Annotated in this window: 9 protein-coding genes and 1 other RNA gene; 3 read left to right on the forward strand and 7 right to left on the reverse strand. The window is 71.0% G+C overall.

Annotated elements, in window-relative coordinates:
• The first annotated feature begins 145 nt into the window (after positions 1-145).
• Positions 146-322 carry an RNA polymerase sigma factor gene (locus VFB40_RS10785; RefSeq protein ID WP_324849500.1) on the forward strand — a complete coding sequence of 59 codons (177 nt, stop codon included), beginning with the start codon at positions 146-148 and terminating at the stop codon, positions 320-322.
• Between the two features lie 226 nt (positions 323-548).
• Positions 549-1787, forward strand: a complete 1239-nt coding sequence (locus VFB40_RS10790; RefSeq protein WP_324849502.1) for an ANTAR domain-containing protein — start codon at positions 549-551, stop codon at positions 1785-1787.
• Positions 1788-1869: 82 nt separating this feature from the next.
• Here the strand turns inward: VFB40_RS10790 and VFB40_RS10795 are convergent, their stop codons facing one another.
• The 6 genes from VFB40_RS10795 to VFB40_RS10820 all read right to left on the reverse strand — a co-directional run bounded on the left by VFB40_RS10795 (position 1870) and on the right by VFB40_RS10820 (position 6365).
• Entirely contained in the window at positions 1870-2532 is a 663-nt protein-coding gene (locus VFB40_RS10795) for a PspA/IM30 family protein (RefSeq protein ID WP_324849504.1), read from the reverse strand.
• 42 nt (positions 2533-2574) lie between these two features.
• On the reverse strand, positions 2575-2847 hold the full coding sequence (locus VFB40_RS10800; RefSeq protein ID WP_324849506.1) for a cyclic nucleotide-binding domain-containing protein: 273 nt from the start codon (positions 2845-2847) through the stop codon (positions 2575-2577).
• 419 nt (positions 2848-3266) lie between these two features.
• Positions 3267-3683: RNase P RNA component class A (rnpB, locus tag VFB40_RS10805), an RNA gene on the reverse strand.
• 124 nt (positions 3684-3807) lie between these two features.
• Positions 3808-5022, reverse strand: a complete 1215-nt coding sequence (locus VFB40_RS10810) for a M20 metallopeptidase family protein (RefSeq protein WP_324849508.1) — start codon at positions 5020-5022, stop codon at positions 3808-3810.
• Positions 5023-5191: 169 nt separating this feature from the next.
• The gene (locus tag VFB40_RS10815) at positions 5192-5599 is read right to left on the reverse strand and encodes a GNAT family N-acetyltransferase (protein WP_324849511.1); all 408 of its coding nucleotides are present in this window, start codon (positions 5597-5599) and stop codon (positions 5192-5194) included.
• A gap of 103 nt (positions 5600-5702) precedes the next feature.
• Positions 5703-6365 carry an HdeD family acid-resistance protein gene (locus VFB40_RS10820; protein WP_324849513.1) on the reverse strand — a complete coding sequence of 221 codons (663 nt, stop codon included), beginning with the start codon at positions 6363-6365 and terminating at the stop codon, positions 5703-5705.
• Between the two features lie 255 nt (positions 6366-6620).
• On the opposite strand from VFB40_RS10820, the gene VFB40_RS10825 reads away from it, so the two are divergent.
• Positions 6621-7586, forward strand: a complete 966-nt coding sequence (locus VFB40_RS10825) for a mechanosensitive ion channel family protein (RefSeq protein ID WP_324849515.1) — start codon at positions 6621-6623, stop codon at positions 7584-7586.
• A gap of 75 nt (positions 7587-7661) precedes the next feature.
• On the opposite strand, the gene cobC is transcribed toward VFB40_RS10825, so the two are convergent.
• Positions 7662-8727: Rv2231c family histidinol phosphate aminotransferase CobC (gene cobC, locus VFB40_RS10830; protein ID WP_324849517.1), on the reverse strand; the 1066-nt coding region annotated here is incomplete at its 5' end.

Raw genomic sequence — 8727 nt, forward strand, 5'->3', positions numbered from 1 at the left:
GCGTGCGGGGATCGCCTGTCGAGGCATCATCATTCGTTCGGGTGGGTTTTGACGAAAGTCCGGGGCTGTGGGAACGCCGAGGCGTTGAATTACAGGGAAACCTGGACGCGGGCGGGTGGTGTGCCGTAGGCAGGGGTCTGAGCCGATGGGCTGGGAACGCTCCACGCACGGTGACGGGAAATCTCAGGAAACGGATGTCTACCCACCGGACGCCGCGTTGATCGGCCTGGTGCGCGCCGGGGACCTGGAGGCGTTCGACTCGCTCTATCGGCGGCACGCGGCCGTTGCACTGCGGCGCGCCTACTACTTATCACGCACCTGAGCCGGGGCTGAGGACCTTCGCGCCGAGGCGTTCACCCGGGTACTGTCGGCGATCCGCCATGGCAGCGGCCCGACCTCGGAGATGTTGCCGTATCTGCGTACGGTGATGCGGAACATCGCAGGCGATTCGGGCGCCGAGAGCGGCGCGATCTCCTGCTGGCGCACACCGTCGATGTGGTGGTCTCGGCGCAGCAGGTGACCCGGTGCTCGCGGCCCAGGAGCGGTCCATGGCCGCTGCCGCGTTCGCGGCGCTGCCCGAGCGATGGCGCAGCATACTGTGGCACACCGAGGTCGAGGGGCAGGGGCCCGGGGAGCTGGCCGCTGTGCTGGGCATCGAGGCCGGCGCGGTCGCGGCGCTGGCGTGCCGGGCCCGCGAGGGGCTCCGGGCGGCCTACCTGCAGGCGCACGTCTCCGAGATGGGCGATGCGGCGTGCCGACCGTACGTGCTGCGCCTGGGCGTGTATGCCCGCGGCCGGGTCGGGCAGCGCGAGGGCTCGAGGCTGCGCGACCACCTGCGCCGGTGCGCTGCGTGCGCTCGCCTGCACAGCATGGTCAGATATGTCAACGAGCAGCTGGGCGCCTCGACGCGGCCAATTACTTATCGCGCCGGGGCGAGCCGGGGCGCGAGCATGGTTGAGGCGTCCCTGCGGACCATGCTCGGGCGCTGTGTAGGACTGCTGGACGTGCAGGCCGCCGGTCTCATGCTCATGGACCACCGCAGGATACTGTCCGCGGCGGCTTCCTCAAGCGAGAACGTACGCGTGCTGGAGCTGTTCGCGCTGCAATCGGACGCGGGCCCATGCGTCGAGGTCTGCCGTACTGGGGTGGCGGTGTTCAACACCGACTTGCGCGCAAACCGGCAGCGTTGGCCCCGGTTCGCCGCAGCGGCCCAGGCGGCCGGTTTCGTCGCTGTGCACGCCTTGCCGTTGCGGCGGTCCGAGACGCCGGTGGTCAACGCCGATCTGCACGCCAACCACGACCGCTGGCCCCAGTTCGCCCAAGCCGCCGAGAGCGCCGGATACATCTCAGTGCACGCCCTGCCCCTCCGCCTGCGCACCACAGTGATCGGCGCGCTGAACCTGTTCTGTGCCCACCCCAGTCCGCTCAGCGAACAGGACATACGCACCGGCCAGGCCCTGGCGGACGTCGCCACCATCGGCATCCTGGCTCAACGCACCCTGCACCAGGCCGGCCTGATCACCATCCAACTCCAAGGCGCCCTCAACAGCCGGACGACCGTCGAACAGGCCAAAGGCGTGCTCGCCGAACGCCACCACATCACCGTCGATGCGGCCTTCGCCCTGCTGCGCGACTACGCCGACTCGCACGGAATGCACCTGTCCGAGGTGTGCCGGATCGTGGTGCTCGACCCCACCACCGCCACCCTGCCGGCCGAACCCGCCGAGCAAGACCGCTCCACCTGGTTCGCCCGCCACGCCCCTGCCCACAAGCACGGAAACGAGTAAACGAACACACGCCGCGCTCCCGACACTGGGTGTCGCAACGTCACGCCCGGCTCGCGCACGGGCGACGGCAGACCGGTCGAGACTATCGAGACGTGGATCGCGACGACCCGCCGCCACCCGAGGCGCGCGGACCGTGGCGCGATTCGGCCTTCAGCCGGCGCAGCTGCGCCTCGACCAGAGCCGCGGTCTCCAGTTCGCCGAGTTCCTCATCGAGGCCCCGCGGTGCGGCCCGTCGCGCCGTACGGTCCACCGCCCGGCGCAGTTCCTCGGCCTCGGTGGCGATCACTGCCAGCTCCCGCTCAGCCCGAGCCGCCGCATCGGCGGCCCTGACCGTCTCGGCCAGCGCGCCGAACTCCGCCAGGCGCCCTTCGAGCCGCTGCGACAGTTCGGTAAGCCCGTCGCGTTCAACGCGCAGCGCCTCGTCCTGCCGACGCAACCGCTCAAGCCGGGTCACCGCGCCCGCCCACTGGGCCAGCGCAGCGCGGGCCGCGCTCTCGCCACCTGCCGCCAGTTGCTCCCGAGCGCTTTGCGCCCACCGGTCGGCGCGCTCTTGCTCCCGCCGCACCTCGACTCGCAAAGCGGCCGCCTCAGCCGCCGACGCGGCCAGCCGGTTGCTCGCCTCGCTCAGCAAGCTGAGTTGAAGCGCACGGGCCCGGTCGAACGCGGCCGCCGGTTCGTCGAAGCGGTCCAGTACCCGGTGCGCGCGGGCCCTGGCCGACGCGGCGATGCGCTGAAGCACACCCATCTCTGCTCGCACCGCCCTTCACAGCCCGGTGGTCCGGCGCCCTCAGCATGCGCCGCGGACTCCAGTGTGACCCCGAACAGCACGCCGCGGCAGGGGAACCCGGCCGCCCCGCGGCCGGGCACCCACGTGTCCAACGCGATACCCGCCGGTCTCGTTCAGCCAGAACCGGTCCGCAGACGCGCCCTCGGCGAAGACGCGCTCGTCGGCGGCGAAGAGGACCGGCTCGGCGTCTGCGGCCAGCAACTCGCGCTGGCGCGGGCTGAGCGCCGCGAAGACGGGGTGGGCGGCCACCCGCGTCTGCATCTGGGCGGTCATCGCTCGCTCCGGATTCCGCTCAGTCCTCTTCGATGTCGGGTCCGCCACGCGAGGACGGAAACCGGCGATATTCGGGCCTCACCGGGGCCTACAGGTGCGCCCTGCGCCGGCGCGCGGCCTGGCGTTACGACAGGGGACCTGTCGGCCCGAAGCGGGCACGCATGCTACGAAGCGCACGCCCCCACAATGGCGACTTCCTCGCCGCGAGAACCGAATCAGCCTTCAAACACCGCCTCACACGAAGCCGGGAATGTGGCGAATCGGGGCCGTCCGGGAACGTTCGGAATGCCATAAGAACCTTGCGACGCGCTGACCTGCGGAAACACGGACGACTCTGCATGGTGCTGACCTGGTGCTGACCCGCAGGGACATTTCGGGCATGGCTCGACGGTGAAATCCCAGGTCAGGGGCGTCCTCGTGCGGCGAGCCGGTCTGTAAGCCGGGTTCTGTTCGCGCGCTGCGGACAGCGTGCGAGGCGACCATCCATCTAGGGCGTGCGTCGCCGCACGCCTCAAGCGGTCTACCCGCGAGCTTGGGCGGGCCGCCCTCGGACGCTCGCGCGGGGCGGTTTTCGCGGCTTTCGCCGCGGCTGCCGTCCCTTTTTGACCTTGCTCCGGGTGGGGTTTACCGAGCCGCCCGGGTCACCCCGGGCGCTGGTGGGCTCTTACCCCGCCGTTTCACCCTTACCGCAGCCGCTTGGCCGCGGCGGTCTGTTTTCTGTGGCACTGTCCCGCGGGTCACCCCGGGTTGGTGTTGCCAACCACCCTGCCCTGTGGAGCCCGGACTTTCCTCGGGCGCAGGCTCGCACCTGCGCACGCGGTCGCCCGACCGGCTCGCCGCATGGTCATTCTAGGGCCCGGGCGAGCCGGATTCGTTCAGTGGCGGGTTCGGAGCCCGGTGGCGGGTTCGGAGCCCGGTGGCGGGCTCGTCGTTATCGCGGGTCGGGTCGTGTCGTGTCGGCTAGCTGGCGGGGGTGGATCTGGTCGGCGTGGCGAGGCGGTCGACGGCGAGTTGGGCCAGCAGCGCCGCGCCGTCTGGCAGGACGCGGTCGTCGAAGGCTGCCTCGGGGGCGTGGTTGAACGGGGCGGTGGCCGGGTCGCGGCCCTCGATCGTCGCGCCGAGGAAGACCATCGCGCCGGGGACGCGTTCGAGGACTCGCGAGAAGTCCTCGGCGCCGGCCAGCGGCTGCGGCATCGTGACGAAGCGCTGCTCGCCGAAGTGCTCGCGGACCGTCGCGCCGACCGTCTCCGCCGCCGCCGGGTCGTTGACCGTCACCGGGTAGAGGCTGTGGAACTCCGCGTCGACCTCGAGGCCGTGGGCCTTCGCGATGCCCTCGACGGTGGCCTTCACCGTGGGCAGGACGCGGTCGAGCGCGGCGGCGGAGAAGGCCCGGATGGTCGCGTCGAACACCGCCGTGTCGGGAATGATGTTGTTCTTCGTGCCGGCTCGGAAGTAGCCGACGGTCACCACGATCGGGTCGAAGATGTCGAACTTGCGCGTCACGATCGTCTGAAGCGCGGTCACCATCTCGCACGCGGCGGGGATCGGGTCGTTGGCGCGGTACGGCGCCGAGCCGTGCCCGCCACGCCCGCGCACGGTGACCTTGAAGTCCGCGCACGCCGCCATTAGGGTGCCGGGCTTGGTCGCGAACACGCCGCGCGGGAGGAGCCCGGAGGTCACGTGGATCGCGTACGCCGCGCTCGGCAGCGTGCCGGTCGCGTCGAGCACGCCCTCGGCGATCATGTGGGCCGCGCCGTCGTTGCCCTCTTCTCCCGGCTGGAACATGAAGACCACATCGCCGTGCAGGTCGCCGCGCCGAGCCGAGAGGAGCTTTGCGGCGCCCGTGAGGATCGCGGTATGCAGGTCGTGTCCGCAGGCGTGCATGACGCCGTTGCTGCGCGATAGGTAGTCGTGCGTTCCCTGCTCTTGGAGCGGTAGCGCGTCCATGTCACCGCGCAGGAGGACGGTCGGGCCAGGCGCGTTACCGCGCAGGACCGCAGTTACCGAGTTGAGCCCCTTGCCGGTCGATATCTCCAGACCGAGTCCGTCGATCGCAGCGAGCACCTTCTCCTGGGTGCGAGGCAGCTCGAGGCCGAGTTCAGGCTCGCGGTGCAAGGCGCGGCGCAGCTCGGTCAGTTCGCCGGCCAGTTCGACGGCGTCTTCGTGCACGGACATATGGGTGGGGACCTCCGGGGTGAGATAGGTGAGGTGGATGAAGTAGGTGAAGGAAGGTGGGAGGGGTAGAGCGGGAGGGGCGGGGGCAAGGCGAGGCGAGGGGCGTGGTAACTGGTGCGCGGGGGTGGTTTGAGTGCGGGGTCAAGTCACGGGCGCAAGTGCGCCGCGCTCAGTGCTGGGGGGTTGAGTGTTGAGCTGGGTTGGCCCCAGCGGCGTTCGCCAGCGATTCGAGCGTGCGCGCCGCGTGCACCGCGTCGTTGACGGCCGGCATCTCGCCCGGGCGGGGTGTACGCACGATGTCCCGGAAGGCGGGGTGCAGCTCGGCCCAGCGCTTCATGAAGGGGCACAGCGGCAGCACCGTGAGCCCGTCGGCCTTCGCGTCCTCGAAGGCCCGCCGCGCGAGCATCGAGCCGATCCCCTGCCCCTCCCACGCCGGGATGACCTCGGCGTGCGGGAGGACGACCGTGTCGTGCACCTTCACCCACGTCGCGTAACCGATGCGCTGACCGTTCAGGTAGGCGCCGTAGTGGCCCTCGTCGCGTTCGTCCCGGATCTCGATGCTCATGTCGCCGCTCATGGAGTCAACGCTAGATCCGTCTTCCGACATGGGCCAGTACGTGTGACGCGACCGGGCGCACTGCGGCGGTCGGCGGTTGGTGGTCGCGTTAGGCGGTCTGCGGTCAGGGCCAATAGAGGACGGCGCGCTCGACGTTCTTCAGCAGCCTGCGCGCGGCCAGTCCGGTCGCGATCGCGGAGACTCCGAAGAAGATGAGCCAGCAGCCGAGCACGACGGCGAGGAACAGCAGGCTGCTGGACGGGAACAGCATGATCAGAATTCCGATGATCATGCTGAACACTCCCCCGGCGAGTCCCGGGGCACGCCCGGCCGCCGCGTCGCGCCCGCGCCGCTGCCAGGAGCCGAACCAGGTGATCGCGCCCGCGGCGAACCAAAACGCGCCAGCGACGACGGCGAACGAGGACGCGGTGCTGAACGGATCGATCAGGCAGACGACACCCACGCAGATCGACAGCGCCGCCAGCACCAGCGCCACCACGCGCGCGACCGGGTCGACGCCGTGCAGCTGGATCGCGGCGACGAAGCGGTAGCCACCGGTGATCAGGAGGTAGAGGCCGAACAGTTCGGTCAGCGCGCCGACCGTGTGCCCGGGCCAGACGAGCACCAGCACGCCGAGCACCGTCGATGCCGCGCCGAACCCGACGGGCACGATCCACGCCTTGGCCCATTTGGGCGAAAGCATCCCGGGGCGGCGCGACCCGGCGCCGGGACCGGGACCGGGCTGATCCCCGGGCTCGACGATCCGGCCGCTCAGTGGTTCGCTCATCCCCAGACTCCTTAAGTGCCGCCCGTAGTGCGCTGGGCCCATTCTCCCATCGGACGTCCTACCAGGCGCGCGTGAGAGCGGTATGAGGTTGATGGAATCGCTGTCTGATCGGCCCGAGTGAGGGCGGCTGGGCGCTGATCGTCTTGGCGTACGCGGGATGACACGCCGTAAAGTGATCAACCGCCAGAAACCGCTGGAGTGAAGAGCGAAGACTGAAGAGCGAACAGCGAAGAGTAAAGAGCGAAGGGAGCGGCGGTGAGCGGGCAGACTACCGGCGAACAGCCAACTCCCGAGCGGAGAGACTCGGCTGCGGGGGCGGGGACGGACGGGGCCGCTGGTTCCGGTGGGACGACGGGGGCCGACGGGACGGCGCAGGAGCAGGAGGCGGAAGCGGCAGCGGTCGCGGCGGCCACCGCGACGGGAGCGCGCGACGTGCCGGGCACCAGCCCCGGAGTCGTCGGGGGCGCGGCGACCGCGGCCGAGAGCGAGCGGGCCGTGGCCGCCCAGGCCGGCGTGAAGCAGGTTGCCGAGCAGCGTTCCGGCCGGATCCACCAGCTCGAACCGGACGAGCAGTCGCCGCTCATGGCCCTGCACAACGCGATCAGCGCTGATTTCCGGCGCGCGATCCTGGCGACGGTGCTCGCCTGCATAGGGCTCGCGCTGACCTATTGCGCAGGCGGAGTGCTTACGAACACGCCTGCTCGCGTCGACTTCTTCAACAAGCACTCCTCCATCGGGCACGCCGCGGCGATCAGCGGCGCGGTGCTGTTCCTGGTGTTCGGCGTGAGCGCGGTGCGGTCGGCGACGAACGAGATCCTCAAGACGGTGCCGTCCAGCCTCGGCGACAATCGCCGCGCCGGACTGCGCTGGGTCTGCCTGCTGGTCGGCTACGTCTTCGTGATCTTCGGCACGCTCGGCGCGCTCAACGTGCCGATCGAGCGGCTGCTGCTCGGCGGCGCGGTCACCGGCGTGATCCTCGGCATCGCGGCGCAGCAGTCGCTCGGCAACGTGTTCGCGGGGCTCATGCTCCTGCTCACCAGGCCGTTCGCGATCGGGGACGAGATCTCGATCCGGTCCGGCGCGCTCGGCGGCGTGCTGACCGGCCTGGTCGCGGACATGAACCTGACGTACGTGAAGCTGGTCACCGACAACGGCACGGTTCTGCTGCCGAACGCGGCGATCCTGTCGGCGGTGGTGGGACCACCAGGGGTGTTCGGGTAGGGCGGGGAGAGGCGCGGCGAGGCGAGGTAAAGCAGGGCGGCGGGAGGCAGGGTGCGGCGGGGAGCGTGACCCGCTTTAGCGCGGCCAGGCGGCGACGAGGGCGTCGGTCACCTCGGGCGCGCGCACGGCGATGCGCAGCCAGTCCGGGCCGAGACCGGGGAACGTGTCGGCCCGGCGCAACGCGAATCCGCTCTCGCGCAGCCGCAGCCGGATCTTGTCGGCTCCGGCGGCGTGGATGAGGACGAAGGGGGCGCGGGCGCGAGTCCGGTCGCCGGCAGGGGCGAGGGCGGGCAGGCTGACGCCGGGTAGCTCGATGAGCCGGTCCTCGAGGTACGCACGGTCGCGCGCCGCCTGCTCGGCAAGGCGCTCAGCCTCGGCCGTCGCACGCGGCTCGCTGCACACCTCGGCGGCGGCGAGCGCCGGGGTGGAGACCGACCAGAGCGGCTGCGCGGTACGCAGGAACTCGACCACGTCCGGCGCCGCGAGCAGATAGCCGATGCGCAGCCCGGCCAGGCCCCAGGTCTTCGTCAGGCTTCTGATGACGACGAGACCGGGCACGTCGTCACGCGCGGCCAAGCTCTCGGCCTCTCCAGGAATCGCGTCGATGAACGCCTCGTCCACGACCAGCAGCCGGCCCGGCTTCGCGAGCGCGGCGATGCGGTCGGCGGGGTGCAGCACTGCGGTCGGGTTGGTGGGATTGCCGACGATGACCAGGTCCGCGTCGGCGGGCACGAGGCTCGGGTCGAGCGCGAAGCCGGTGGCTGCGGGCAGGATCGCACGCTCGACGCGATGGCCGGCGGCTAGCAGCGCCGCCTCCGGCTCGGTGAACTGCGGGTGCACGACCACCGGGCGCCGGGCCGGAACCGCGCGCGCGATGAGCACGAACGCTTCGGCCGCACCGGAGGTGAGCAGGACGTTGTCCGGCCGGCGGCCGTGGCGGGCCGCGACTGCGGCGGTCGCGCGTGCCGCGTCCGGGTACGCGGCCAGTTCGGCCAGCGACGCCGCGATCCGGTCGAGCAGCCAGTTCGGCGGCCGGGGAATCCGGACGTTGACGGCGAGGTCCACGAGTCCGGCGGCGGCTTCCCGGTCGCCGTGGTGGCGCAAGTCGTAGTCGCCCGCGCCGGCGCCGACGCGCTCTGGC

The organism is Actinocrinis sp. (genome assembly GCF_035650855.1).
Lineage (GTDB): Bacteria > Actinomycetota > Actinomycetes > Streptomycetales > Catenulisporaceae > Actinocrinis.

What these genes read in the sequence shown, in the direction of transcription:
- VFB40_RS10820 (WP_324849513.1), bottom strand. Translation starts at nt 6,365, where the DNA reads ATGAGCGAACCACTGAGCGGCCGGATCGTCGAGCCCGGGGATCAGCCC.
- VFB40_RS10785 (WP_324849500.1), top strand. Translation starts at nt 146, where the DNA reads ATGGGCTGGGAACGCTCCACGCACGGTGACGGGAAATCTCAGGAAACG.
- VFB40_RS10795 (WP_324849504.1), bottom strand. Translation starts at nt 2,532, where the DNA reads ATGGGTGTGCTTCAGCGCATCGCCGCGTCGGCCAGGGCCCGCGCGCAC.
- VFB40_RS10810 (WP_324849508.1), bottom strand. Translation starts at nt 5,022, where the DNA reads ATGTCCGTGCACGAAGACGCCGTCGAACTGGCCGGCGAACTGACCGAG.
- VFB40_RS10800 (WP_324849506.1), bottom strand. Translation starts at nt 2,847, where the DNA reads ATGACCGCCCAGATGCAGACGCGGGTGGCCGCCCACCCCGTCTTCGCG.
- VFB40_RS10790 (WP_324849502.1), top strand. Translation starts at nt 549, where the DNA reads ATGGCCGCTGCCGCGTTCGCGGCGCTGCCCGAGCGATGGCGCAGCATA.
- VFB40_RS10815 (WP_324849511.1), bottom strand. Translation starts at nt 5,599, where the DNA reads ATGAGCGGCGACATGAGCATCGAGATCCGGGACGAACGCGACGAGGGC.